This window comes from Calidithermus chliarophilus DSM 9957 (assembly GCF_000430045.1).
Taxonomy (GTDB): domain Bacteria; phylum Deinococcota; class Deinococci; order Deinococcales; family Thermaceae; genus Calidithermus; species Calidithermus chliarophilus.
In genome coordinates, this window is record NZ_KE387023.1 from 2,116,348 (window position 1) to 2,142,174 (window position 25,827).

Sequence of the window (25,827 nt, forward strand, 5' to 3'; positions counted from 1 at the left end):
CCCCGCAGCACCAGACCCCCACCCCGGCCCCCCAGCCCGCCCCCGACCTCGACGCCCTGGCCCAGCAGGTCTACCGCATCCTCAAGCGCCGCCTGGCCGCCGAGCGCCGCCGCGAGTCCTGAAGCGAGGTGATCCATGAGCCTGAGCAAAGCCTTCCTCATCCCCCTCGAGGGGGAACACGCCAACCAGCGCATCGAGTGCCTGTTCAACCCCAACGAACTCAGCCTCTCCAAGTCCAACCAGTGGTCGGCCGGCCCCAACGGCGCCAAGGACTCGCCCAACCGCGAGTTCGGCGGAGGCCAGCCCATCAGCCTGCGCGTCCAGCTCTTCTTCGACACCCAGGGCCTGCCGCCCGAGCGGCGCCGCAGCCTCGACGTGCGCGAGTACACCAACCCCATCTGGAAGCTCATGCTCGTCGACAAGACCCTCACCAACGACACCACCAAGAACGGCCGCCCGCCCAAGGTGCGCTTCCAGTGGGGCCTGATGACCTTCTTCGTCGGCGTCATCACCAACATCTCGCAGCAGTTCAGCCTCTTCCTGCCCAACGGCCTGCCGGTGCGGGCCACCCTCGACCTCACCCTCGAGCAGGCCACCAACGAGAACGAGCTGCCCATGCAGAACGCCAGCTCCGGGGGTTTGGGCGGGGAGCAGGTCTGGACGGTCAAGGACGGCGACACCCTGGCCTGGATCGCCCACAAGATCCTGGGGGACGCCGGCAAGTGGCGGCGCATCGCCGAGGCCAACGGGCTCACCAAGGTGCGCGACCTGGTCGCGGGCCAGCCGCTGGTCATCCCGGTGGATTGAGGGAGGCGCCTTGTCCAAGGTTCACGAACACCTCTCCGACCTGGCGGTGCGCCTGGGGGGCCGCGACGCCCCCCCCGAGCTGATGAACGCCCTCTGGGAGGTCACGGTCGAGAACACGGTGCACCTCCCCGACGTGGCGACCCTCGTCGTCCACGACCCCGCCCTCCGCTGGACCGACTCCGAGCTCTTCGAGCCCGGCACCGAGGTCGTGCTCACCTCCCAGACCGGCAACGTCAAGGCCACCATCTTCGAGGGCGAGGTCGTGGAGGTCGAGCCCGAGTACGCCGGGGCCAGCCCCCGCCTGATGGTGCGGGCCTTCGACCGGCTGCACCGCCTGACCCGGGGCCGCCACGTGCGGCGCTTCGCCAACGTCACCGACGGCGACATCGTGCGGCAGGTCGGGCAGCAGGCGGGCTTAGACCAGGTCGAGGTGGGCCCCCAGGCCGACGCCCAGGTGTACGAGTGGGTGTTCCAGGACAACGAGACCAACCTGGCCTTCCTGCAGCGCCGGGCCGCTGCGCTGGGCTACGTGGTCTACGTGCGGGGCAAGACCCTGCACTTCGGCCCGCCCCAGGGCGAGCAGGCTGCCCTCGAGCTCAAGTGGGGGGAGAGCCTGGCCGAATTCCGCCCCCGCCTCACCACCCTCGAGCAGCCCAGCGAGGTGGTCGTGCGGGGTTGGGACTTCGAGAAGAAGGAGGCCGTCATCGGCAAGGCCAAAGCCGGGCAGTTCAAGCCCAGGGTGGGGGAGAGCGGGGAGGGGGGCGAGAAGGCCTCCAAGGCCTTCGGCGAGGCCCCCCAGCTCGTGGAGTGCCGCCCGGTGCGCACCCAGAAGGAGGCCCAGCTCCTGGCCGAGGCCGCCGCCAACAAGCAGTCCGGGCGCTTCATCCAGGCCGAGGGGAGCTGTGGGGGCAACCCCGCCCTCGTGGCCGGGGCCAGGATCCGGGTTTCCAACGTGGGGCGGCGCTTCTCCGGGGAGTACGTCGTCACCACCGCGCAGCACGTCTACGCCCAGCACGGCGGCAAGAGCCGCTACACCACGCACTTCACGGTATCGGCCAACTACCCCCTCACCCTGCTGAGCCTGCTGCGGGGGGCCGAGGAGCCGCCCAGCCGGGTCGGGCTCGCCGTCGGGGTCGTGACCAACAACGACGACCCCAAGGGCTTAGGCAGGGTCAAGGTCAAGTACCCCGCGCTCTCCGACGAGGCCGAGAGCGACTGGGCCCGCGTGGTGAGCGTGGGAGGCGGCAAGGAGCGGGGCGTGGAGTTCCTTCCCGAGGTCAACGACGAGGTGCTGGTGGCCTTCGAGTTCGGCGACGCCAACCACCCCTACGTGCTGGGCGGCCTGTGGAACGGGGTGGACACCCCGCCCAAGAAAAGCTCGGAGGTCATCGCCAGCGGCAAGGTCAAGCAGCGCCTTATCCGCTCGCGCACCGGCCACCTCGTCATCCTCGACGACTCCGACGACGCGCCGGGCGTCACCATCAAGGACCGCAACGGCAACGTCATCCACCTCGACACCAAGAAGGACACCCTCACCGTCGAGGTCAAGGGCGACGTCAACGTGATCGCCAAGGGCAACGCCAGGGTGCAGGCCCAGCAGAACCTCGACATGGAAGGCACCAACGTCAAGGTCACGGCCAAGGCCAACCTCAAGCTCGAGGGCAGCGCCATGGTCGAGGTCAAGGGCGGGGTCATCAAGCTCAACTAGGAGTGCTCATGTCCAAACCCGCCGCCCGCATGACCGACAAGCACGTCTGCCCCCTGCCCTTCCACATGGCCGTGCCCAACCTCATCGTGGGCGGCAACCCCACGGTGCTTATCGGGGGCCAGCCCGCTGCCTGCGCCGGCGACCTCACCACCTGCGGCGCACCGATAGCCATGGGCTCGAGCACCGTGCTCATCGGGGGCAAGCCCGCCGCCCGCCTAGGCGACACCACGGCCCACGGCGGCAGCATCCTCTCGGGCTGCCCCACGGTGCTCATCGGCGGATAGCCCCGGCCCGCGAAGGAGTTGGCAAACATGCCTAAAGCCCGTGCCCCCCGCGAGCCCAAGCCCGAAGCCCAAGCGGAGCGGGCCGCGGTCCGGCCCAGGAAGCAGCCCACCTACGAACCGGAGCCCGACCACGATTACCCGGCCCCCCAACCCGTCCGGGCCGGGCCTCCCGTGCCCCCCCGCCGGGCCCGCCTGCAGCGGGAGTGGCTGCACCTAGAAATCCAGCGCTACCGGCGTCAGCTCGAGGAGGCTGGGGAGGCCCCTCCCGACCTTGGCGAAAGGATCCGGCAGCGGCAGGGCAAGGGCAGCCCCCTCCCCGCCGCCCTGCAGGCCCACCTCGAGCGCCACCTGGGCGCCCCCCTGCCCAAGATCGTGATCCACGCCGACGAGGAGGCCGACGCGCTGGCCGGGGCGCTGGGGGCCGAGGCCTTCACCGCCGGCCAGGACATCTTCTTCCGCCAGGGCGCCTACGACCCGGAAAGCGAGGCGGGGCAGAGGCTCATCGCCCACGAGGCCGCCCACGTGCTGCAGCAGGCCCGGGGGCCGGTGGACGGCACGCCCATCGAGGGCGGGGTTAAGCTCTCGAGCCCTTCCGACCCCTACGAGCAGGAGGCCGAATCCAGGGCCCGGACCCTTCCCAAGCTCGACTGGCGCGCCGCCACGCCTCAGCCCCCCGAGCCCTGGAGCAGGGCCAGGGAGCGCTGGCAGGACACCACCCAGCGCCTCATACGCGAGTACCGAGCCCGCCAGGACGGCCCAGCGATCGCCTCGGAGCTCCGGCGCCTCCACCCCGACGACCGCAGCGCCGTCGAACGCGCCCTGCAAACCTTCCTCAGCCGGGGCGAGTGGCGCAGCCTGCAAAAGGCCCTCGAGGCTCCTACCCCGGCTGCCTCACCCGCGGCTTCGGTCCCATCCGACAAGGACCCCAAAACTGCCCCCGTCGAGCCGCTCGAGCCGCGAGCCGCTACCCCCCGTATCGAGCCGCGAGCCGCTACCCCCCGTATCGAGCCGCGAGTAGCTACCCCCCGTATCGAGCCGCCAAACGCTACCCCTCGGCCCGAGCCCACGGTGGTCCAGCGTTTCGCCAACCGCGAGGTGGCGGTGCAGCATAACTGGCTCACCGATGGCCTGAAGAAGGTGGGCAACGCGGTGGGGAATGCCGCGGGCGCGGGCTTCGACCTCATCAAGGACAAAGTCGCCGACCTCGCCGCCAACCTCCCCGGCTATAAGGAGCTGACCCAGGCCCTGGGCCGCGATCCCATCAGCGGAAAGAACGTGCAGGTTCAGCCCGGCGCCTTCCTCAACAAGCTGCTCGGCCTGCCCGTGGTTCCCCCCTTCGCTCGCAACGTGCTCGAGGGACTGCAAAAGGCCGGTGAGGCGGTGAGCCGCGGATGGAACTGGTTCAAGGGCGAGTTGGGCAAGCTCAACCTGGGCCCGGCTTTCAAGAACATCGTGGATGGCCTGAGATCCCTGGGCCCCAGCGACCTGCTGAGCCCGGTCAAGGCCTTCAACGAGAAGGTCAAGGCCCCGGTCATGGCCCCCATCAACCGCTTCCTCGGGTTGGCCAAGAATAGCGTCTTGAAGCTGGGCGAGTTCGTGCTGGACGCCCTCGCCAAGAACCCTACCGCTAAGCGCGTGGTGGAGGGGGTCAAGGGGGCGGGCGGGGTGCTGCTGGGCATCCTCAAAAACCCCGGCGCCTTCGCCCGCAACATGATTAAGGCCGGCAAGGGCGGCTTCGAGGGGTTCAGCAAAAACGCCCGGACCCACCTCACCACCGGCCTGGGCGAGTGGCTCACCGGGGCCAGCGGCGGCATCGGCTTCCCCCGCCGCCTCGACGACGCCATGGCCTTGCTCCCCGTGGCGCTGGGCATCATGGGCTTTTCCTACCGCAACGTCCGCGCCAAGCTGGTCAAACAGATCGGACCGCAGGGAGAACACATCGTCTCGAGGGCCGAAACCGCCACCGACGGATCCCTCTCGGCCTTCCAGGCCCTCAAGAACAGCGGCCTGCACAAGGCCAAGGACATGGGCGAGGCCGCCAACCTGATCAAGACCGAGGCAATCGGGGGGATCAAAAACTACGTCATCGCCGAGGTCATCAAGAAGGCGGTCATCAAGGTGGCGAGCCTGCTGATCCCCGGCGGGGGCTTCGTGCAGGCCATCCTCTCGGTGTTCGACACCGCCATGTTCTTCGTCGAGCGGGCCAAGCAGATCGCCTCGCTGGGCAGCTCGATCCTCAACTCGGTCTCGGCCATCGCCGCCGGCAACCTGACCGCCGCGACTCAGCGGGTAGAACTCAGCCTCGCCAAAGCCATCCCGGTCACGCTGAGCTTCCTGTCGCGCTTCTTGGGGTTGGGGAAGATCGGGAACAAGTTGCGGGAGATCGTCAACAAGGTCAAGGGCAAGGTCGAGAACGTCCTGGACAAGATCGTCGCCAGGTTCACGCCGGTCATCAAGAAGTGGGCACAGGAGCCAGGGATCGGGAAACATGATGACCCCAAAGCCGCTCAGGGGGGGGATCATCGCACGAGGGCCCAGAAAGAGGCCGATGTCGGAAAAGCCGTAGCCGAAGCAGACAAGCTTCTGCTTGCGGATGAGGCTACTGAGCAAGGCATCAGGGGCGGCTTACCGGCTATAAAGCAACGGTACAAGCTTAGCTCGATCTCCTTAGTCAAAGAGCCGGATGGGGCGTATCACGTCACTGCGGTTATCAATCCGACCGCTCGGACTCCCTCGAGGAAACTCCACACCGATTTTTACCCGGTCAGCATGGACGCAGAGCCCAACGATAAGGGGATTCTGGTTAAGTACACGACCAGGGCGGGTAAAAGCTTCCAGGTTCAGGTCGGGCGAAGCGGGCACGTGACCCAGGCACAGGGGTTTAGCCTTGACCTCACCTCCTTAGGACGTGGCGTCACGCAAGATCCTGCCAACAAGCAAAAAAATGCTGGGCAAAACAGCGCCCACATTATCGCCAACTGGTTTGGCGGTTCAGGCTACAAAAAGTCGCTCAACTTAATAGCCACCAGTGATTACTTTAACAAAGTAGTGATGGGTAGGGTAGAAGACAACATTGCTAGATGGGTAAAGACCACGAGCATCACGGCGTTTGATCTCTCTGTTACGGTCGATTGGGGGACTGTGAGCGAAGAAAGCGTGATCACAGGGATTATGCAGAATCTGCAAACGGCATCTGGCTTATCACCGGACAAGGCGACGAAGGTCAAGCAGCGGAGCTTGGCTCTGTTAGCCCGCTTTAAACCGCTACTTAAGGCAGTAGAGGATGTGACCTATAAAGCGGATGGAACTACAGCCAACGGCCAACAGAAAATCTACGGCCCTGTTTCTACCGGAAGAGATAAATGGCTCAAGACAGTATGATGCAGGCGAACACTATGCACGACGTAGAGCAGTTTGTAAGGGACTTTTTATCGGATGAGTACAAGCTACGCGTGGCTTGTTACAAAGAGCCTGACAACCTCAAGTTTGAACAAATGAGAAGTGAGCACAACGCCAAGTTTTACGCTGAAGACTTGGAAACATTTATTAGAAGACCGGAGAAGCCAGATCCCTCCTGGTATGAGGACGGAGCTAAATATCTTAGCGCTTTGCAGGAACGCATTCTTTTCCAAATCAAGAAGTTATCTGATGAAAAATCCAATGTGATTTATTCTGTTTACCTAAGTAGTGAACACAAGGGGGACCAGTCTTACTTCGAGTTGTACTTCCTAAAGGAAACGTCTCAGGGTTTGCGCATTACCTCCATCTACGTCACAGACAACGAGGGAGGCTTCGAGTACCTAGACGGAGAAGAAGTAGGTGAGCCCTTGAAGCTTATAAAAACGGTCAAATATCAGCCTCCGAGTGATCCTGCTGACCTCGAGGAATATGAATCCAAGTAGTCCAAGAATGGGGAGTAGTTGTAAGTTAGGCGAGTGGACGACACTCGACCGAGCGACGAACAGTGGGCGGTGATCGCACCGCTGTTGCCGCCCCAACCTGGCGCCGCGCCGTGGCGCGGCGTGGGGGCGTAAGCGCAGCCAGGACCGCGAGGTGTTGAGCGGGATCGTGTACCGGCTGAAGACGGGGTGTCGTTGGCGGGACATCCCCAAGGTCGGGGGCTACGCAGCCGGGGGTACTTGCCATTATCGGCACGACCGCTGGGTGAGGGAAGGGTTATGGGACCGCCTGTGGCAGCAGATACTGGGCAAGCTGTGGGCGGCGGGGAAGCTGGACTCGAGCCAGGGGAGCCTGGACGGTAGTCAGGTCCAGGTCAAAAGGGGGGCGACTGCCGAGCTTGGGGGCACAAGGGTAAAGGCTGCACCGTGATGGCCCCCACCGAGGCGCGGGGCATACCTGTGTCTTTAGCGGTGTATCCGGCCAGTACCCATGAAAGCCAAACCGCCCTGGCGGTCTTACAACGAGTGCGTATCCCCCGAGCTAAAGGTAAACCGAGAAAGCGTATCCGGGTGTTGGCGATGGACAAAGCCTTCGACTCTACCCCTCTACGCCGCAGGCTCAGAGCCAAGGGCATTCGCGCCTCCGTCCCTGAGCACCAGTTCCAAAACCGACGACGACGGGGCCCTAAGCCTAAACCCCACCCCGCCAGCCACAGACACTATCAGGTCGAACGCCTCCACGCCTGGCTGGACAACTACCGCGCCCTGGTCGTGCGCTACGGATGGCAAAGCCCACATCTCGCCTCGCCGTGGCGAGGCGACGGGGACTGATGGTCTTCGCCGCCCTGCTCCACTGGTGAGCCCTATTCTTGGACTACTTGATCATTACCTTTAATCTCTGTGTGACCGTAGACTGGGGACAAGTAGCCGAGGAAGCTGTAGTTGCAGGGATGGTAGATCAGTTAAAAGTTTGGCTGGCTCAGGATTGCCAGATCATAAGCAGGTGAAGATTAAGCAGAAGATTCTACGTGATCTCGTAAAATTTAAGCCTTTATTAAAAGCTGTGGAGGACGTTGAATATAGCGGAAATGGCAAATCGGCTAACGGTAAGACTAAAGTCTTTAGTCCTATCAATACAGGGCCAGACAGGTGGCTTAAGCTTAAATAGAGGATGTTTATGGATGAAGTTGAGATGTTCATAGAAGAGTTTGTTCAAGAAGAGTATCTTTTGTGGAAAATGGCCTATGAAGAGCGAGATGATGAGCTTTTTTGGGATGCCAGGAGTGCGTTTAATGAAAAGTATTATGCCAACAAAGATATGGAAACAGATGTTCGTAGGCGGAGAAATCCCGATGATGAGTGGTTCAAAGAAGCTCATACCTTCCTTGAGGGCAAGCAAAAACGTAAGCTTTTTATGATTAAGAAATTTGCCTATGCAAAGCTTGGAGAATTATATGGTGTTTACCTGAACAGTAGCAGTAAAGGATCAAACTCATTTCATGAGCTGATTTACCTAGCGAGAATTAAAGGTAAACCGAAGATTATTTCTTCATACATCACTGATTTGGAGGGGGGCTTCGAGCACTTCTTTGGCGCCAGGTTAGATAAACTTCCTGATCCTATAAAAGTTGTTAAGTACTCACCCCCGAGCGATCTTGCCGACCTCGAGGAATATGAGTCAACCTGATCAGAGGAACTATGGGAGAAGCTGACTGATTCGTCAGAGAGTTTCTCGAGAACGTCTTGGACAGGTTAGCGCTGGAACGGGCCTCAATCTGAAGCCACAGCAGGCTTGGCCATCTTTTCAGGGACGAAGAGGGTTAGCACGAAGATGGCCAGGGGCATCAGGGTGATCAGGGTCATGGTCTGGGCCAGCCCGAAGTGATCGGCGAAAGCCCCCAGCGCGGCTACCCCCAGGCCGGTTGCGCCGTAGGAAGTGCCCAGCGACAGCCCCGAGGCCAGCCCCACGTTGCCGGGCATGGCCTCCTGCATCATCACCACGATCAGGGGCCAGATGGAGGAGAGGCTGGCGCCGGTTATTCCCAGGAAGACCAGGCGCAGCCAGCCTTCGCTGTGGCTGAAGCCCCAAAGGCACAGCAGGGCCAGCAGGATGGTGACGATCATGGTGGGCCTGCGACCCAGACGGTCGGCGAGGAGGCCCCCGGACAGGGTGCCCATCGCGCCGAAGATCAGCAGCACCGTGACCATCAAGGCGGTGGCCTCGTTGCCCAACTGCGGGCCGTAGTAGAGGGGAATGAAGGTTTGCAGGCCCCCGGTGACGACCATGCGCAGGGTGATCAGGCTCATCAGGAAGGTCACCAGGCCGAGAGCCAGGGGAGCTTTGTGCCCCGCCGGGCGTACTTTGCGCGGCAGGTCCCGGGTGATGAAGCGCCACTGGCTCGCCAGCAGGGCCAGGCCGATCGCGGTGGGCACCAGCATCAGGAAGATGCCGGGCTTACCGAGGCGCTCGAGCAGCAGCGTCGCCAGGATCGGCCCCACCGCGAAGCCGATGTTGCCCCCGGAGAAGAAGACCGAGGTGGCGCTGGCCGCCCGGCTGCCGCTCACCGCACGGACCCTCGAGAGCGCTTCGGGGTGGAAGGCCGCCGAGCCCAAGCCGCTCAGGATCACCGCCAGCACCACCAGCCCGTAGCTGGGCAGCCACAGCACCGAAGCCATCGCCACCCCCGTCAGCAGGCACCCGGCCCACACCAGCCACTTGTAGCTCTTGCGGTCGCCCAGCAGTCCGAAGAGCGGCTGGGCCACCGCGATCACGACCTGGTTGGCGGTCATGATGGCCGCTGCCCCCGCGTAGCTCAGCCCGAACCCGCTCAGCAGCAGCGGCAACAAAATAGGCAGGGCCCCGGTCTGCATGTCCACGGTGATGTGGCTGAGGGTGATGGCGGCAAGGCTTTTGCGGTGAATCTCCGAGGCCATGCCCAGCACTTTAGCACTCTCGAGGACGGCGATTAAGCCGTCAGCAGTCAGCGATCAGCGGTCAGCCGTCAGCTCGTGGCCCGTAGTTTGTCTACGGTCGAGGGTCTAGGGCCAGGGCGTCTTGCGTTTGGCGTTTGGCGTACGGCGTAGGACGTACGACGCACGACCCGCATCCGCCACCCCCTCAAAGCTCCGTCCTCACCTGCCACAGCTCGGGGAACAGCACGATCTCGAGCGCCTTCTTCAAGTACCCCACGCCCGAGGTGCCCCCGCTGCCGCGCTTGTAGCCGATCATGCGCTCGACGGTGGTGAGGTGGTTGAAGCGCCAGCGGCGGAAGTTGTCCTCCACGTCGATGAGTTTTTCGGCGAGGTAGTAGAGGTCCCAGTGCTCGAGGGTGTTGCGGTAGACGGTGAGCCAGGCCTCGAGCACCGCCCGGTTGGGCTCGTAGGGCTTGGAGAAGTCGCGCTCCAGAACCTCGGTGGGGATGGGGAAACCCCGCTGGGCCAAAAGGCGCAGGGCGAGGTCGTAGAGGCTGGGGGAGTGGAGGGCGCCGTGCAGCAGGGCGTGGTGCTCGGCGTGGTGCTCGTGGGGGCGCATCATGAAGGGGTTGCGGTTGCCCAGCAGGAACTCGATGAGGCGGTACTGGTGGGACTGGAAGCCCGAGGCCTGGCCGAAGGAGGAGCGGAACTCGAGGTAGTCGGCGGGGGTCATGGTCTTGAGCACTTCCCAGGCGTTGGTCATCTGCTCCTGGGCGCGGCAGACCCGCGTCAGCATCTTGAGCGAGGGGTCGATGACGCCCTGCTCCAAGAGCTTCATCGCGCTCGAGAGCTCGTGGATGATGAGCTTCATCCATAGCTCCGAGACCTGGTGGATGACGATGAACAGCACCTCGTCGTGGGCGGGGGTGAGGGGGCGCTGGAGGGAAAGCAACTCGTCGAGGGCCAGGTAATCCCCGTAGGAGAGGTTGTTCTTGAAGTCGGTGTAGGCGCCTTCAGCCGGGTTGGGTTTGTTCATGATCGAACCTCACGGACCTGCTGCATCATCCGGCGCACCTCGGCGAAGGGCAAGCGGCCGTAGCGGGCCATCAGCAGAAACAGGTCGAGCCTTATCTTCCAGAGTAGCTCGAGGTCGAGCCCCCTCCAGCGCTTTAAGGCCAGCTCGAGCGCTCGTGGCTCGAGGCGGCTGCACTCGTACTCGAGCGACTGCCAGCCCGCGCAGCCCCAGTCGATGAGCCCCACGTACCTGCCCTGCTCGTCCGCGACGATGTTCTCGCCGAAGGCGTCGCCGTGGACGTAGGCGGGCCGGACGGGGTGGGGCGTCTCGAGCGCGGCGCGGAGGAACTCGAGCTCCTCCGCGCTCCACCCGGCTTCGGCCCGGGTGGCCTCGACGTGGGAGCTGTCGCCGCTTTTCCAGAAGCGCGGGGGGATGGGGCCGGGCTCGAGCGGGTCGGCGTGGACCTTCTCGAGGTCGGCGAGCAGCTCGTCCCAGAGCTCAGCGTGAGCCTTCCCGACCTCCTTCAGGCTGCGCCCCGGCAGCCGCTCCCAGATGCTGTAGCCCTGCCCCCAGGCCAGGGGGCGGGCGGTGCGGACGCCGCGCCCCAGGGCCGCCAGGGCCAGCCGGGCCTCGCGGGCGTGGTCGGCGAGGGCGTTTTTGGCGATGCGGACCACGTAACGCTCGCCCAGGAAGACCCGGTTGACCAGCCCGTGCCGGGCCGGGACCAGGACGCAAGGCGAACCTTCGCGGCAGAGGCCGTGCCGGCGCAGCAACTCGGCGGGGTCAGGTGACCTTGGCCCGCTCACGGAAGCGCTCGGCCTTCCAAAGCTCCTGGCTCATCACCCGCTCGAGGCGCTCGACCGCCTCGGCCACGTCCTGGTAGCGCAGGTAGAGCGGGGTGAAGCCGAAGCGCAGGATGTCGGGGGCGCGGAAGTCGCCCACCACGCCGCTGGCGATGAGGGCCTGCACGATGGCGTAGCCCTCGGGGTGGGCGTAGGCCACCTGGCTGCCCCGGCGCTCGGGCTCGAGGGGCGTGACCCGCTCGAAGCCGTAGCGCCGGCACAGGGGCTCCATCCGCTCGATGAACACATCGGTCAGGCGCAGCGACTTGCGCCGCACCTCCTCCATGTCCACGTCGGCGAAGACATCCAGGGCCTTATCCAGCGCCGAGAGGCTGAGCACGGGCGGGGTGCCCACCTTCATGCGGTGGACGCCCTCGGCGGGGTCGTAGAAGGGGTCGAAGTCGAAGGGCGAGCGGTGCCCCATCCAGCCGGTGAGGAAGGGGAGGGCCGCGCCCTGGTGCCGCCGGGCCACGTAGAGGAAGGCCGGGGCGCCGGGCCCGCCGTTGAGGTACTTGTAGCCGCAGCCGACCGCGAAGTCGGCGTTGCAGGCGTTGAGGCGCACCGGGAAGGCCCCCGCGCTGTGGGCCAGGTCCCAGATCACCAGGGCGCCCTTCTGCTGGGCCAGCCGGGTCAGGGCGGCCATGTCGTAGCGCCAGCCGCTGCGGTAGTCCACCTCGGTGAGCATCAGCACCGCCGTGTGCTCGTCGAGGGCGGCCTCGACCTCGTCCTTCTTCACCAGCCGCAGCTCGTAGCTCTCGCCCAGGAGCTGTTTTACCCCCTGCGCGATGTAGAGGTCGGTGGGGAAGTTGTCGATGTCGGAGACGATCACCCGGCGCTCGGGGCGCAGCTTGAGCGCGGCCAGCAGCACCTTGAAGAGGTTGATGCTGGTGGAGTCGGCGGCGACCACCTCGTCGGGCTCGGCCCCGATCAGGCGGGCGATCTTGGCCCCCACCCGGCTGGCGAGGTCGATCCAGCCGTGCTTGTTCCAGCTTGTGATGAGGTCCTGGCCCCACTGCTCCCTCACCACGCCCTCGAGGTGCCCCGCCACCGCCTTGGGCAGCGCCCCCAGCGAGTTGCCGTCGAGGTAGATCAGGCCCTCGGGGAGGGCGAATTCCTCGCGCTTGCGGGCCAGGGGGTCGCTTTGGTCCAGCGCAACCAGGTCGGCTCGGGTTGTCATGGCTGACAGTCTACCCCTGCCCCTGCCGCAGGGCCCGCCAGACCTTCTCGGGGGTGAGCGGCATGTCGAGGTGCTTGATGCCCAGCGCGTCCATCACCGCGTTGACTACCGTGGGGGTGGCCCCGATGGTGCCCGCCTCGCCGATGCCCTTCACGCCCAGGGGGTTGGTGGGGGAGCGGGTGCCGCCGCGGTGAGCCTCCACCCGCACCATCTGGTCGGCGCGGGGGAGGTTGTACTCGAGGAAGCTGGTGCTCTGGTTCTGCCCGACCTCGTCGTAGCTGATGCCCTCGTAAAGCGCCTGCCCGAGCCCCTGCGCCACCCCGCCCTGCTGCTGCCCCTCGACCAGCAGGGGGTTGACCACCACCCCCACGTCGTCGAGGGCCACGTAGCGCAGCACCCGCACCTGCCCGGTCTCGCGGTCGATCTCGACCAGCGCCAGGTGGGCGCCGAAGGGGTAGTTGGCCTCCTTGAGGTTGAAGGTGGCTTGGCCCTCGAGCCCCGGCTCCAGGTCCGGGGGCAGCTTGCGGGGGCTATAGGCGGCCTGCGCGACCTGCTCGAGGCTCACCGCCTTGTCGGTTCCGCGCACCCCCCAGCCCCGCTCGCCCAGCTCGACGTCCTCGGGGGCGGCCTCGAGCAGGTGGGCGGCGATGCGCCGCACCTTCTCGGCCACCTTCTCCGCCGCGTTCAGGATGGCCGAGCCCCCCACCGACAGCGTGCGGCTGCCGGCGGTGCCCATGCCGAAGGGGATGGCCAGGGTGTCGCCCTGCACGATTTGGATGCGCTCGAGGGGGATGCCCAGCCGCTCGGCGACGATCTGGGCGAAGCCGGTGCCGGCGCCCTGCCCGTGGGGCGAGGTGCCGGTGAAGACCACCGCGCTGCCGTCGGGGTTGATCCGCACCGCGCCGGTGTCCCAGCCGTAGCCGGTGATCTCCACATAGCTACAAAGCCCGATCCCCAGCAGGCGGCCCTCCTGCCGCGCCCGGGCCTGCTCGGCCCGCAGCGCCGCGTAGTCGGTGAGCTCGAGCAGCTTCCGCAGGGTCTCGGGGTAGGCCCCGCTGTCGTACTTGGCGCCGGTGAGGGTCTTGTAGGGGAAGGGCCCGCGGATGAGGTTCTTCAGCCGCAGCTCGGCGGGGTCGAGGCCCAGCTCGCGGGCGGCCATGTCCACCAGGCGCTCGAGGTAGTAGGTGGCCTCGGGCCGCCCGGCGCCGCGGTAGGCCCCGGTGGGGGTGGCGTGGGTGTAGACCGAGACGAGCTCGAGGTCGATGGCCGGGATCTCGTAAGGCCCCTGGAGCATCAGGAGGGTGCCGGGGGCGTTGCCCAGCGTGGTGTCGAGGATGTAGGCCCCCAGGTCGGCCACTACCCGGCCCCGCAGGCCCAGGATGTTGCCCTCCGCGTCGAGGGCCATCTCCAGGTCGGCCACCTGGGCCCGCCCGTGTACCGTCGCCACGAAGCTCTCGGCGCGGCTCTCCACCCACTTCACCGGCTTCTCGAGCCTCGAGGCCAGGTAAGCCACCAGGATCTCCTCGGGGTAGACGTTGATCTTGGCCCCGAAGGCCCCGCCCACGTCGGGGGTGATGGCCCGCACCCGGTTCTCGGGCAGGCCCAACGCCTCGGCCACGGTGCCGCGCACCTCGTGGGGCATCTGGGTGCTGCTCCACACCGTCAGGCTGCCCTGCACCTTGTCCCAGGCGGCCAGCACGCCGCGCGGCTCCATCGCGGTGGGGGCCACCCGCTGCTGCACCATCCGCGCCCCCACCACCCGGTGGGCACTGGCGAAGGCCGCCCCGACGTCCCCGGCAGTGGTCCTGCGCTGCAGGGCGTGGTTGGTGCCGAGGCCGGGGTGCACCAGCACCGCGTTCTGCAGGGCCTCGAGGGGGTCCGAGACCGCGTCGAGCGCCTCGTAGTCCACGTAGACCCGCTGCAAGGCGTCCTGGGCGCTTTCCCTCGAGGTCGCGACCACCGCCGCCACGGGCTGGCCCACGTAGCGCACGAAGTCCTGCGCCAGCACGGGGTGCTGCACCACCTTGGCGTCGCGCCCGCCCGAGCCGGGGGCGTAGAGCTCGGGCAGGTCGGCGGCGGTGTAGACCGCCAGCACGCCAGGCACCTCCAGCGCCTCCCGCGCGTCTATGCCGGTGACCCGGGCGTGGGCGTAGAGGCTGCGCACGAGCGCTACGTGCAGGGTGCCCTCGAGCACGAGGTCCTCGATGAAAGAGCCCTTGCCGGTGATGAACTTGCCGTCCTCGAGCCGCTTGACCGCCTTGCCGATCCACTTCGGCGTGGTCTGGGGTTCCACTGCGGAAGACATGCCGCCATGCTACCGAGTCGGGGCCGAGGAGTGAGAGCCTTAGCTCACCAGCCACCCCCAGCCGCTATGCTGGGCCCCATGGCGACCCACCGCTTCCAGCCGGCCCACTACCACACCACCCTCGGCCCCCACGCCCCCGTCCTGAGGGTCGCCCCCGGCGACACCGTGATCACCACCTGCGTGGACGCGCGCGGCTTCGACCACACCGACCAGCGCGTGACCCCGCCCGGCAACCCCATGACCGGCCCCTTCTTCGTCGAGGGCGCCGAGCCCGGCGACACGCTGGTGGTGCGCCTCGAGCGCCTCACCCCCAACCGCCGCCGCGGCTGGTCCGGGGTGCTGATCGCGCCCAATGTGCTCGAGCCCGAGCACGTGCCCGAGCTGGCCCGGTCGGGCGACTTCAGCACCCGCTGGAACTGGGCCGTGGACGCCGAAGCCGGGACCGCCCGGCTCGACCACCCCGGCAGCCCCCTGCACGGCTTCGAACTCGAGCTCGACCCCATGCTCGGCTGCTTCGGCGTGGCCCCCGAGGGCGGCCAGGCCATCTCCACCGCCACCTCCGGCCCCCACGGCGGCAACATGGACTACCGCGGCTTCCGCGAAGGCGTCACCGCCTACTTCCCCGTGTTCGAGGAGGGCGCCCTGTTCTTCCTGGGCGACGGCCACGCCCTGCAGGGCGACGGGGAGATCGCCGGGACCGGCATCGAGATCTCCATGGACGTGCAGTTCTCCCTCGAGCTCCTCAAGGGCCAGCGCATCTCCTGGCCCAGGGGCGAGGACGAGAACTTCATCTTCACCGCCGGCAACGCCCGCCCCCTCGACCAGTGCGTGCAGCACGCCACCAGCGAGATGCTGCGCTGGCTGGAGACGGGCTACGGGCTCGAGCCCGCCCACGCCTCGCTGCTGATGGGCCAGTGCGTGCGCTACGACCTGGGCAACGTCTTCGACCCGGCTTACACCATGGTTTGCAAGATGCCGAAGAGATTGTTGGGGAGGCTGAGTCGATAGTCGATGGTCGATGGTTGATAGCTGATAGCCAAACGCAAAACGCAAAACGCAAGACGCAAAACGCAAGACGCAAAACGCAAGACGCAAAACGCAAGACGCAAAACGCAAGACGCCTTGTTCCTCGACGCCGGCGGGGAAGGACGGGGAGGGGTAATCACTAGCCACTAGCCTTTCGCTGACGGCTGACCGCTGCTGGCTTTCGCCCCCTCTTGCCTTTCCCTCTGCGGCTGGCTATACTGCCACCTTGGCACCCACCGGGTGGCCCAAGACAGCGAGGGGTCGCCGCCTGCTGGCGGAAGAGGACCTTAAATATCTCGCCGAGGCGCTGACGGGGAAAGCGTACATCGCGGTTTATAGGCTGGGAACCCCCCATTCCCGAACAGGAAAGTCTGCCTGTGGCTCCGGAAGGAGCCGTAGTCAGGAGGATACGTGCCGAGCAAGCGCAACGTAGAGTTGCTCGAGAGCCTCAAGAACACCTTGGCTGGGGCTAACGGGTCGTTCTTCCTGGTGGACTATCAGGGCCTGCCTTCCAACGGGGAGCAGAAGCTGCGCCGCACCTTCCGCGAGAAGGGCGCGCAGATGATCGTTGCCAAGAACACGCTCATCGAGCGTGCGCTGGCCGATCTCAACCTGCCCAAGCTGGAGGGTCTCAAGGGGCCCTCGGCGGTGGTGCTGTTCGACGACCCGGTCGCGGCAGCTAAAGCCATCGCGGAGTTCGCCAAGACCAACGACAAGGGGCTGCCCGCCGCCAAGGGGGGCGTGCTCTCGGGCAACGTCATCGCCGCCGATGACGTGAAGGCGCTGGCCTCGCTGCCTAGCCAGACCGAACTGCGCGCCGAGCTCGTCGGCGTGCTCCAGAGCGCGATGAGCGAGCTGGTCGGGGTGCTGGGCGGGAAGGCTCAGGAGTTCGTAGGCATTCTGGACGCTTTCGTCGCCAAGCAGGAGGCGGCATAAGCGGTTGGGCGCAGGCCCATTCGTGGAGGTAGATCATGGCTTTGGACATCGCTGCCATCAAGGAACAGCTCTCCGGTGCTACCGTGCTGGAACTCAAGCAGCTCATCGACGTGCTCAAGGAAGAGTGGGGCGTGACCGCCGCCGCCCCCGTGGCCGTGGCTATGCCCGGCGCCGCTGCGGGCGCTGCTGCCGCCCCCGCCGCTGAGGAGAAGACCGAGTTCGACGTCGTCCTCAAGGACGCCGGCGCCAACAAGCTCAACGTCATCAAGGAGCTGCGCGCCATCACCGGCCTGGGCCTCAAGGAGGCCAAGGACCTCGCCGAGCAGGGCGGTGCCGTGAAGGAAGGCATCTCCAAGGACGAGGCCGAGAAGATCAAGAAGCAGCTCGAGGACGCCGGCGCCAAGGTCGAGCTGAAGTAAAGTACCCCAAAGGCGATAAACCCCGGGCTTTGACCCGGGGTTTTTGCCGTCATAGCTGGAGCGCGTACGGCCTGAGGCGGGCCCGGCGGGTGTCTTGCTCCCACGGCCAAAGCAGGGCGATAAAGGGGGCGAGCCGGTGGCCCGCCCCTGCAAGAGGCGCTTGACGTTCAGCGTCTCACGGCTTGCAGATTCCGCGCCATGTGCTACACTTCTAGGCAATTGAGCGAAACCACGCGGGCGCTCATTGCGCTAAGCTTTGCCCATGTGCTATACTCATGGGCGTGCTGTTTTGGCAGCGCCAAGCGGGCACAACGTAAGAGCCAGCCGCCGCAGGCACCGGTAGGGTGTTCTGCGGAAGAACCCTGTTAGCTTACGCATAACCAGAGCGACCCCGAGCCGGGCACGGTTGGGAGCCAACCCCCACGAGCGGAGGGTTTTAGAGGTGTATGCATGAAGATAGAGCGGTTTGGACGTATTGCTGAGGTGATCCCCCTACCGCCCCTGACCGAGATTCAGGTGGAATCCTTCAAAAAGGCGCTGCAGATGGGCGTTCCCGCGGCCAAGCGGGAGAACGTCGGGCTGCAGGCGGCCTTCAAGGAGACCTTCCCGATCGAGGAAGGGGAGCGCGGGCGGGGCGGGCTGGTTCTGGACTTCCTGGAATACCGTTTGGGAGAGCCGCCTTTTGACCAAGACGAATGCCGTGAAAAAGACCTGACCTACCAGGCCCCCCTCTACGCCAAGCTCCAGCTCATCCACAAGGACACCGGCCTCATCAAGGAGGACGAGGTCTTCCTGGGCGACCTGCCCCTGATGACCGAGGACGGCTCGTTCATCGTCAACGGCGCCGACCGCGTGATCGTCTCGCAGATCCACCGCTCGCCGGGCGTCTACTTCACCCCCGACCAGGCGCGGCCGGGCAAGTACGTCGCCAGCGTGATCCCGCTGCCTAAGCGCGGCCCCTGGATCGACCTCGAGTTCGAGCCCAGCGGCGTGGTGGTGATGAAGGTCAACAAGAAGAAGTTCCCGCTGGCGCTGCTGCTGCGGGTGCTGGGCTACACCGCCGACAAGCTCGCCGCCGAGCTCAAGGGCTTCGAAGACCTGCTGCCGGGGCTGCTCGAGGCGCAGTACCGCGGCACCAAGGCGCTGGAGATGAGCCCCGACGAGGCGCTTTTGAAGCTCTTCACCGAGCTGCGCCCCGGCGACCCGCCCAAGCGCGACAAGGCCATCGCCTACGTGCACTCGCTGCTCTCTGACCCCCGCCGCTACGACCTGGGCGAGGCCGGCAAGTACAAGGCCCAGACCAAGCTGGGCATCGAGCTCTCGGGCCGCATGCTGCTGAAGTTCGTCGACGGCGAGTTCCGCGACGAGGGCCTCCTGCCGGTGCTGAAGTACCTCTTCTCGCTGCAGAGCGGCGTGGAGGGCTTCGAGGCCGACGACATCGACCACCTGGGCAACCGCCGCATCCGCACCATGGGCGAGCTGCTGGCCGACCAGTTCCGCGTGGGCCTCTCCCGCCTGGCCCGCGGCGTGCGTGAGCGCATGCTGCTGGGCACCCCCGAGAGCGCGACCCCGGCCAAGCTGGTCAACAACCGCCCGCTGGTCGCGGCCATCCGCGAGTTCTTCGGGCGCAGCCAGCTCAGCCAGTTCAAGGACCAGACCAACCCGCTCTCCGAGCTGCGCCACAAGCGCCGCATCTCGGCGCTGGGCCCGGGCGGTCTGACCCGTGAGCGCGCCGGCTTCGACGTGCGCGACGTGCACCGCACCCACTACGGGCGCATCTGCCCCATCGAGACCCCCGAAGGCGCCAACATCGGCCTCATCTCCTCGCTCGCCGCCTACGGCCGCATCAACGAGCTCGGCTTCATCCTCACCCCCTACCGCAAGGTGGTGGGCGGCAAGGTCACCGACCAGGTCGACTTCATGGTGGCCTCGGAGGAGGACAAGTACATCATCGCCCAGGCCAACACCCCCGTGCGCGCCGACGGCACCATCGACACCGACCGGGTTGTGGCCCGCAAGAAGGGTGACCCCATCATCGTGCGGCCCGAGGACGTCGAGTACATGGACGTCTCGCCCAAGCAGGTCTTCTCGGTCAACACCAACCTCATCCCCTTCCTCGAGCACGACGACGCCAACCGCGCGCTGATGGGGTCGAACATGCAGGCCCAGGCCGTGCCGCTGATCCGCGCCGAGAGCCCGGTGGTGATGACCGGCGTCGAGGAGCGCGTGGTGCGCGACAGCCTCACCTCGCTCTACAGCGACGTCGACGGGGTGGTGGAGTACGTCGACGGCACCCGCATCGCCGTGCGCGCCACCGACAAGGGCCTGCGCGAGTACTCCCTGCGCCGCTTCGTGCGGAGCAACCAGGGCACCGCGCTCGACCAGAAGCCCCGCGTGGTGGTGGGCCAGGAGATCAGGAAGGGCGACCTGCTCGCCGACGGCCCGGCCTCCGAGGAGGGCCTGCTGGCCCTGGGCCAGAACGTGGTCGTGGCCATCATGCCCTTCGACGGCTACAACTTCGAAGACGCCATCGTGATCTCCGAGGACCTGCTGCGCCGCGACTTCTACACCTCGGTGCACATCGAGCGCTACGAGATCGAGGCCCGCGACACCAAGCTGGGCCCCGAGCGCATCACCCGCGACATCCCCAACCTCTCCGAAGCCGCCCTGCGCGACCTCGACGAGGACGGCGTGGTCCGCATCGGCGCCGAGGTCAAGGCGGGCGACATCCTGGTGGGCCGCACGAGCTTCAAGGGCGAGACCGAGCCCACCCCCGAAGAGCGCCTGCTGCGCAGCATCTTCGGCGAGAAGGCCCGCGACGTGAAGGACACCTCCCTGCGCGTGCCCCCGGGCGAGGGCGGCATCGTGGTGCGCACCCTGCGCCTGCGCCGCGGCGACCCCGGCGTCGAGCTCAAGCCCGGCGTGCGCGAGGTGGTGCGGGTCTACGTGGCCCAGAAGCGCAAGATCCAGGTCGGTGACAAGCTCGCCAACCGCCACGGGAACAAGGGCGTGGTCTCCAAGATCCTGCCCCCCGAGGACATGCCCCACCTGCCCGACGGCACCCCCGTCGACATCGTGCTCAACCCCCTGGGCGTGCCCAGCCGCATGAACCTGGGGCAGATCCTCGAGACCCACCTGGGCATCGCCGGCTTAGACCTGGGCATCAAGTTCGTGACCCCGGTCTTCGACGGCGCCACCGAGGAGCAGATCAAGGAGCTCCTGGGCGAGGCCTTCGACCTCAAGTGGCAGCGCCGCCAGCGCGAGGGCTTCGGCGTGGACAACCGCGAGGTCGAGGTGCTGCGCCGCGCCGCCAAGCTGGGCATCGTCGACGGCGAGAAGGACGTGGTCGAGCAACTGCGCCAGGTGGCCCAGCAGGGCAAGAGCATCGTCTACGACGGACGCACCGGCGAGCCCATCGAGGGCCCCATCGTGGTGGGCGTGATGTACATCATGAAGCTCTACCACATGGTCGAGGACAAGATGCACGCCCGCTCCACCGGCCCCTACTCGCTCATTACCCAGCAGCCCCTGGGCGGTAAGGCCCAATTCGGCGGGCAGCGCTTCGGCGAGATGGAGGTGTGGGCGCTGGAAGCCTACGGCGCCGCCCACACCCTGCAGGAGATCCTCACCATCAAGTCCGACGACATCGAAGGCCGCAACGCCGCTTACGAGGCGGTGGTCAAGGGCGAGGACGTGCCCGAGGCCAGCGTGCCCGAGTCCTTCCGCGTGCTCGTCAAGGAATTGCAGGCCCTGGGCCTCGACGTCGACACCTACGACGAGAACGCGAAGAACCTGGACATTTTCGAGGGGTTGGCCTCCAGGCGCTAATAGCTGATAGCGAATAGCCGATAGCCTCGAGATTTCCGCCCTAAGCCATCCGCTATCGGCTATCAGCGAGGGAACAAATGATGAAACGAGAAGTACGCAAGGTACGCATCGGCCTGGCCTCGCCCGAGAAGATCCGTAGCTGGAGCTACGGGGAGGTCGAGAAGCCCGAGACCATCAACTACCGCACCCTCAAGCCCGAGCGCGACGGGCTTTTCGACGAGCGCATCTTCGGCCCGCAGAAGGACTACGAGTGCGCCTGCGGCAAGTACAAGCGCCAGCGCTTCGAGGGCAAGGTCTGCGAGCGCTGCGGCGTCGAGGTGACCAAGAGCATCGTGCGGCGCTACCGCATGGGCCACGTCGAGCTCGCCACCCCCACCGCCCACATCTGGTACGTCAAGGACGTGCCCTCCAAGATCGGCACCCTCCTCGACCTCTCCGCGCAGGAGCTCGAGCAGGTCCTCTACTTCGCCAAGTACATCACCATCGACCCCCGGGGCGCGATGCTGGGCGGCACCCCGGTGCAGAAGCGCCAGCTCCTCACCGACGAGGAGTACCGCGAGCTGCGCTTCGGCAAGCAGGAGACCTACCCCATCCCCGCCGGCGTCGACGCCCGCGTGAAGGACGGCGACGAGGTCAGGAAGGGCCAGGAGCTCGCCCCCGGCGTGGTGAGCAAGATGGACGGGCTGTGCCTCTTCCGCTTCCCCCGCCGCATCCGCGTGGACTACGTGCAGCGCGAGCGGGCCCACCTGACCCTGCCCCGCGACGGCTGGATCGAGCAGAAGAGCTACCGCCCCGGTGAGCCGCTGGCCGAGGTCGCCGACAAGCACCAGATCCTCAGCGAGGAGGCGGGCGCGGTGCAGCTCATCGAGTGGGAGGAGGGCGCGCTCATCCGCATCCTCGACCCCGACACCAGCACCGTCGCGGCCGTGTACTTCCTCCCCGTGGGCTTCCGGCCCAAGGTGGGCGAGGGCGAGCTGATCGGCAAGGGCGAGGTGCTGGCCGAGGGCAAGGGCCTGGTGCGCATGCCCCGCCACGTCAAGGTCAGCGAGCTCGAGGCCTCCGGCAAGCGCGAGGTCGAGCTGTCGGTGACGCTGGAGTGGACCGAGGCCAAGGACTACCCCCTCCAGCCCCACATGCACGTGCTGGTGGGTGAGGGAACCCGCGTGCGCAAGGGCGAGAAGCTGGTGGGCGCCATCGAGGCCGCCGAGGAGGTCATCGCCGAGGCTGAGGGCGTCGTGCACCTGCACGAGCCCGCCTCCATCGTGGTGATGAAGGCCAAGGTCTATCCCTTCGACGACGACGTCGAGGTCACCAACGGCGACCGCGTGAGCCCCGGCGACAGCCTGGCCGACGGCGGCAAGGTCACGAGCGACATCTACGGCCGCGTCGAGGTGGACCTGGTGCGCATGAACGTGCGCGTCATCGAGTCGTACGACATCGACGCCCGCATGGGGGCCGAGGCCATCCAGGCCCTGCTCAAGGAGCTCGACCTGGGCGTGCTCGAGGCCGAGCTGGTCGAGGAGATGAAGCACCCCAGCCGCGCACGCCGCGCCAAGGCCAGGAAGCGCCTGGAGGTCGTGCGCGCCTTCCGCGACTCGGGCAACAAGCCCGAGTGGATGATCCTCGAGGCCGTGCCGGTGCTGCCCCCGGACCTGCGCCCCATGGTGCAGGTCGACGGCGGCCGCTTCGCCACCAGCGACCTCAACGACCTCTACCGCCGCCTCATCAACCGCAACAACCGCCTGAAGAAGCTTCTCTCGCAGGGTGCGCCGGAGATGATCATCCGCAACGAGAAGCGCATGCTGCAAGAAGCCGTGGACGCCCTCCTCGACAACGGGCGCCGCGGCACCCCCGTCACCAACCCCGGCTCCGACCGGGCGCTGCGCTCTCTAACCGACATCCTCTCCGGCAAGCAGGGCCGCTTCCGCCAGAACCTGCTGGGCAAGCGCGTGGACTACTCCGGCCGCTCGGTGATCGTGGTGGGCCCGCAGCTCAAGCTGCACCAGTGCGGCCTGCCCAAGCGCATGGCCCTGGAGCTCTTCAAGCCCTTCCTCCTGAAGAAGATGGAGGAGAAGGGCATCGCCAACAACGTCAAGAACGCCCGGCGCATGCTCGAGCGCTCCCGCGACATCAAGGACGAGGTCTGGGACGCGCTGGAAGAGGTCATCCACGGCAAGGTGGTGCTGCTCAACCGCGCGCCCACCCTGCACCGCCTGGGCATCCAGGCCTTCCAGCCCGTGCTGGTCGAGGGCCAGAGCATCCAGCTCCACCCGATGGTGTGCGAGGCCTTCAACGCCGACTTCGACGGCGACCAGATGGCCGTGCACGTGCCGCTGTCGAGCTACGCGCAGGCCGAGGCCCGCATCCAGATGCTCTCCTCGCACAACCTGCTCTCCCCGGCCTCGGGTGAGCCCACCGCCAAGCCCTCGCGCGACATCGTGCTGGGCATCTACTACATCACCCAGCTCCGCCGCGAGAAGAAGGGCGCCGGCCGCGAGTTCGGCGATGTCGCCGAGGCCATCGCCGCCTACGAGGCCGGGGAGGTCGCGCTCAACACCCCCATCAAGGTCGCGGGCAAGGACACCAGCGTGGGCCGGGTGAAGTACATCTTCGCCAACCCCGACGAGGCCCTCACCGCCGTGGCCCACGGCGTCATCGACCTGCAGGACGTGGTGAGCGTGCGCATCGGCGAGCGGCTCCTCGAGACCAGCCCCGGCCGCGTGCTCTTCAACCGCATCGTGCTCGAGGCCGTCGGCGAGGACGCCCCCGCCGAGCTCATCAACTACGACCTGGTGATGGAGCGCGACAACCTCAAGGACCTGGTCTACAAGTCCTTCCTGCTCCTGGGCGTGGAGAAGACCGCCAAGCTGCTCGACGCGCTGAAGTACTACGGCTTCATGCTCTCGACCACCTCCGGCATCACCATCGGCATCGACGACGCGGTGATCCCGGCCGAGAAGCGGCGCTACCTCGAGGAGGCCGACGCCAAGCTCGCCCAGATCGAGCAGGCCTACGAGATGGGCTTCATGACCGACCAGGACCGCTACACCCAGATCGTGCAGTTGTGGAGCGAGACCACCGAGAAGGTCACGAAGTCGGTGTTCGACAACTTCGAGCAGAACTTCCCCTTCAACCCCTTCTACATGATGAGCCAGTCGGGGGCGCGCGGTAACAAGCAGCAGATCCGCCAGCTCTCGGGGATGCGCGGGCTGATGGCCAAGCCCTCGGGCGAGACCTTCGAGCGCCCGGTGCTCTCCTCCTTCCGCGAGGGCCTCACGGTGCTGGAGTACTTCATCTCCTCGCACGGCGCGCGCAAGGGCGGCGCCGACACCGCGCTGCGCACCGCCGACTCGGGCTACCTCACCCGCAAGCTGCACGACGTGGCCCACGAGGTCATCGTGCGCGAGTCCGACTGCGGCACCACCGAGTACATCACCATCCCGCTGACCCAGTTCGACGAGGCCTTCCGCGCCAAGCGCCTGCGCAAGAGGAGCGACATCGAGTCGGGCCTCTACGGCCGCACGGTGGCCCGCGAATTCGAGATCAATGGGCGCACCTTCGGCGAAGGCAACCAGCTCTCGCTCGAGGACGTCGCGTTCATCTACAAAGCCGCCGAGGCCAACCTCATCGAGGAGGTCCCGGTGCGCTCGCCCCTGACCTGCCGCACCCGCTACGGGGTCTGCCAGCAGTGCTACGGCTGGGACCTCAGCGCGGCCAAGCTGGTCTCCATCGGGGAGAGCGTGGGCGTGGTGGCCGCCGAGTCCATCGGCGAGCCGGGTACCCAGCTCACCATGCGCACCTTCCACACCGGCGGCGTCGCCACCGGCACCGACATCACCCAGGGTCTGCCCCGCGTCATCGAGCTCTTCGAGGCCCGCCGCCCCAAGGTCAAGGCCATCATCGCCGAGATCGACGGCTCGATCCACATCGAGGAGCACGAGGACAAGACCAGCATCTTCGTGATGTCGGAGGGCTTCAACAAGGAATACAAGGTGCCCAAGGACTTCCGCATCATCGTCAAGGAGGGCGAGCTGGTGGAGGCCGGGCAGCCCCTCACCCGCGGCGCCATCGACCCGCACCAGCTCGTCGACGCCAAGGGCCCCGACGCCGTCCAGCGCTACCTGGTCGACGAGATCCAGCGCGTCTACCGCGCCCAGGGCGTGAAGCTGCACGACAAACACATCGAGGTCATCGTGCGGCAGATGCTCAAGTACGTCGAGATCACCGACCCCGGCGAGAGCCGCTTCCTCGAGGGCCAGGTCATCGAGAAGTGGGACGTGGAGGCCGCCAACGAGAAGCTCAGCGAGGAGGGCAAGCTCCCCGCCGCCTGGAAGCCGGTGCTGATGGGCGTGACCAAGAGCGCGCTCTCCACCCGTAGCTGGCTCTCCGCCGCCTCCTTCCAGCACACCACCCACGTGCTCACCGAGGCCGCCATCGCCGGCAAGATGGACGAGCTCATCGGCCTGAAGGAGAACGTGATCCTGGGCAAGCTGGTCCCCGCGGGCACCGGCTCCGACTTCGTGCGCGACACCCAGGTGGTGGATACCAAGACCCTCAAGCGCCTCGAGGACCTCCGCAAGGAGTCCGACCAGGCCCCCGCCATCTCCGGCCGTCGCCCCGGTGTTCGTCCCGAGCAGCCCGGTCGCGACGCGTAAAGCCTCTGGCACG

Annotated in this window: 18 protein-coding genes; 13 read left to right on the forward strand and 5 right to left on the reverse strand. The window is 66.4% G+C overall.

All coding sequences use genetic code 11. The features are described 5' to 3' along the window. Nucleotides 1-135 precede the first annotated feature (135 nt). The 8 genes from MEICH_RS0110390 to MEICH_RS28615 all read left to right on the forward strand — a co-directional run bounded on the left by MEICH_RS0110390 (nt 136) and on the right by MEICH_RS28615 (nt 8,385). Nucleotides 136-807 carry a CIS tube protein gene (locus MEICH_RS0110390; protein WP_027892562.1) on the forward strand — a complete coding sequence of 224 codons (672 nt, stop codon included), beginning with the start codon at nt 136-138 and terminating at the stop codon, nt 805-807. Between the two features lie 10 nt (nt 808-817). Beyond that, complete coding sequence (locus MEICH_RS24570; protein ID WP_036218494.1) at nt 818-2,515, forward strand: VgrG-related protein; 1,698 nt, start codon at nt 818-820, stop codon at nt 2,513-2,515. 8 nt (nt 2,516-2,523) lie between these two features. Continuing rightward, on the forward strand, nt 2,524-2,799 hold the full coding sequence (locus MEICH_RS0110400; RefSeq protein ID WP_027892563.1) for a PAAR domain-containing protein: 276 nt from the start codon (nt 2,524-2,526) through the stop codon (nt 2,797-2,799). 27 nt (nt 2,800-2,826) lie between these two features. After that, nucleotides 2,827-6,180 (forward strand): eCIS core domain-containing protein, encoded by a 3,354-nt coding sequence (locus tag MEICH_RS0110405; RefSeq protein WP_027892564.1) that lies wholly within the window; start codon nt 2,827-2,829, stop codon nt 6,178-6,180. A gap of 14 nt (nt 6,181-6,194) precedes the next feature. Then, nucleotides 6,195-6,701 carry a hypothetical protein gene (locus tag MEICH_RS28610; protein ID WP_157202711.1) on the forward strand — a complete coding sequence of 169 codons (507 nt, stop codon included), beginning with the start codon at nt 6,195-6,197 and terminating at the stop codon, nt 6,699-6,701. Nucleotides 6,702-6,798: 97 nt separating this feature from the next. After that, nucleotides 6,799-7,128, forward strand: a complete 330-nt coding sequence (locus MEICH_RS30680) for a transposase (protein ID WP_084542264.1) — start codon at nt 6,799-6,801, stop codon at nt 7,126-7,128. After that, nucleotides 7,125-7,529, forward strand: coding sequence for a transposase (locus MEICH_RS30685; protein WP_420804465.1), 405 nt, complete (start codon nt 7,125-7,127; stop codon nt 7,527-7,529). Before MEICH_RS30680 ends, MEICH_RS30685 begins: the two co-directional genes overlap by 4 nt. Before the next feature lie 346 nt (nt 7,530-7,875). Beyond that, entirely contained in the window at nt 7,876-8,385 is a 510-nt protein-coding gene (locus MEICH_RS28615; protein ID WP_157202712.1) for a hypothetical protein, read from the forward strand. An 83-nt stretch (nt 8,386-8,468) separates the two neighbouring features. Here the strand turns inward: MEICH_RS28615 and MEICH_RS0110415 are convergent, their stop codons facing one another. From MEICH_RS0110415 to MEICH_RS0110435, 5 genes are all read right to left on the reverse strand, one after another. Next, nucleotides 8,469-9,632: an MFS transporter gene (locus tag MEICH_RS0110415; RefSeq protein ID WP_027892565.1), complete on the reverse strand. Its 1,164-nt coding sequence runs from the start codon at nt 9,630-9,632 to the stop codon at nt 8,469-8,471. 184 nt (nt 9,633-9,816) lie between these two features. Continuing rightward, the gene (gene kynA, locus MEICH_RS0110420) at nt 9,817-10,647 is read right to left on the reverse strand and encodes a tryptophan 2,3-dioxygenase (protein WP_027892566.1); all 831 of its coding nucleotides are present in this window, start codon (nt 10,645-10,647) and stop codon (nt 9,817-9,819) included. Further along, nucleotides 10,644-11,432, reverse strand: coding sequence for a phosphotransferase family protein (locus MEICH_RS0110425; protein ID WP_084542266.1), 789 nt, complete (start codon nt 11,430-11,432; stop codon nt 10,644-10,646). The genes kynA and MEICH_RS0110425 overlap by 4 nt, the downstream gene beginning before the upstream one ends. Then, complete coding sequence (gene kynU, locus MEICH_RS0110430) at nt 11,410-12,645, reverse strand: kynureninase (protein ID WP_027892568.1); 1,236 nt, start codon at nt 12,643-12,645, stop codon at nt 11,410-11,412. The genes MEICH_RS0110425 and kynU overlap by 23 nt, the downstream gene beginning before the upstream one ends. A gap of 10 nt (nt 12,646-12,655) precedes the next feature. After that, the gene (locus MEICH_RS0110435; protein ID WP_036218495.1) at nt 12,656-14,950 is read right to left on the reverse strand and encodes a xanthine dehydrogenase family protein molybdopterin-binding subunit; all 2,295 of its coding nucleotides are present in this window, start codon (nt 14,948-14,950) and stop codon (nt 12,656-12,658) included. 78 nt (nt 14,951-15,028) lie between these two features. Between MEICH_RS0110435 and MEICH_RS0110440 the strand changes: the two genes are divergently transcribed. The 5 genes from MEICH_RS0110440 (at nt 15,029) to MEICH_RS0110460 (ending at nt 25,814) form a co-directional block, all read left to right on the forward strand. Then, nucleotides 15,029-15,958 carry an acetamidase/formamidase family protein gene (locus MEICH_RS0110440; protein WP_027892570.1) on the forward strand — a complete coding sequence of 310 codons (930 nt, stop codon included), beginning with the start codon at nt 15,029-15,031 and terminating at the stop codon, nt 15,956-15,958. Nucleotides 15,959-16,387: 429 nt separating this feature from the next. Further along, entirely contained in the window at nt 16,388-16,912 is a 525-nt protein-coding gene (gene rplJ, locus MEICH_RS0110445; protein ID WP_027892571.1) for a 50S ribosomal protein L10, read from the forward strand. 35 nt (nt 16,913-16,947) lie between these two features. After that, nucleotides 16,948-17,331: a 50S ribosomal protein L7/L12 gene (rplL, locus tag MEICH_RS0110450; RefSeq protein WP_018466622.1), complete on the forward strand. Its 384-nt coding sequence runs from the start codon at nt 16,948-16,950 to the stop codon at nt 17,329-17,331. A 450-nt stretch (nt 17,332-17,781) separates the two neighbouring features. After that, nucleotides 17,782-21,159 carry a DNA-directed RNA polymerase subunit beta gene (rpoB, locus tag MEICH_RS0110455; RefSeq protein ID WP_027892572.1) on the forward strand — a complete coding sequence of 1,126 codons (3,378 nt, stop codon included), beginning with the start codon at nt 17,782-17,784 and terminating at the stop codon, nt 21,157-21,159. 80 nt (nt 21,160-21,239) lie between these two features. Then, nucleotides 21,240-25,814 (forward strand): DNA-directed RNA polymerase subunit beta', encoded by a 4,575-nt coding sequence (locus MEICH_RS0110460; RefSeq protein WP_027892573.1) that lies wholly within the window; start codon nt 21,240-21,242, stop codon nt 25,812-25,814. Nucleotides 25,815-25,827 lie beyond the last annotated feature (13 nt).